Source organism: Rothia sp. (in: high G+C Gram-positive bacteria), from assembly GCF_030540545.1.
Classification (GTDB): domain Bacteria; phylum Actinomycetota; class Actinomycetes; order Actinomycetales; family Micrococcaceae; genus Rothia.
On record NZ_JAUNVZ010000120.1, the window covers coordinates 1 to 1,058 of the forward strand.

Here is a 1,058-nt window from a genome sequence, read left to right on the forward strand (position 1 = left end):
CTCGCGTTCTCGTTTGTTGCGTTGCTGGTCTATCTGCCGATCTATTTCACAGCTGCCTACGGCTTTAATTCTGGTGTTGTGGGCTGGATAATGGTAGTTATGACCGTTCCAGTGGTATTAGTTCCGTCGGTAGCTGGTCAATTGCTGGGTCGCGGTGCAACCGCTCGTTGGCTATTAGCCATTTCGATGCTTTTAGTGGGTGTCGGCGCAGGTGCATTACTTGTTATTGACCCAAAGACGTCCGTCGTTTCAATAGCGCCCGGATTGTTGCTGATTGGTGCTGGAATGGGACTTTCTGCGGGTATTCTTGATGGTGCTGCAGTTGGTTCGGTGTCGCCTGAGCGTGCGGGCACAGCCGCCGGAATGTTTAACACTTCTCGCTTGGCGGGCGAGACGATCGGAGTAGCTGTAATCGGAACGTTACTTGTCGGACTCGTGCAGAACGAACTCCGTGGTTCTGCTGCACTGCAGGGTAGAAGTGCCAATCGGGCTGCAAATCAGGTTCTCGGTGGTAATATTGCGGAACTTGCCGAAGGAGATAATGTACTTACTGCCGCACTGTCTCAGGCGTTTACCAGTGCGCTCCACATTGTGCTAGGTGGAATGTTGGTGATTGCAATCATAACGGCTGCGATTGTCCTGATTCTTATGAGGGAAGATTCGCGATTTGGCGATCAAAATACCAATGGTGATGATGTTGCATATGTATAATGGAGGCAAGTATGGTAAGAAGGCACGAAGACATCCCTGATACTTATTGCCAGGCGCTGGCTCTGCAATTTTAGTGATTGCGTTGAGTTAGTACTTCAGAGTGTGCCAGTTAGTAATATTGAGAACCCCTGAGGGTTCTTCTCCGTGCAGTAAGGAATTCGATATGTTGTCCTGGACTTTGAGCTATTACGGCACATCGACCCGGCAAAGCGGATGGAAGTGCTCGTCTAGTGCCAGGCATGGCATTAGGTGCTATGCCTGGCGGGTGTAGGCTCCTCGCTCATCCCGTAGACGAACTTTGTAGGAGTTAAGGTTTTGCTGAAACCTGAAGAAGGGAGTTTATTGAA

Annotated in this window: 1 pseudogene; it reads left to right on the forward strand. The window is 50.2% G+C overall.

From position 1 onward, the window contains the following. Positions 1-711 (forward strand): annotated as a pseudogene (locus Q4P78_RS09350) (MFS transporter); the annotation flags it as partial. Positions 712-1,058 lie beyond the last annotated feature (347 nt).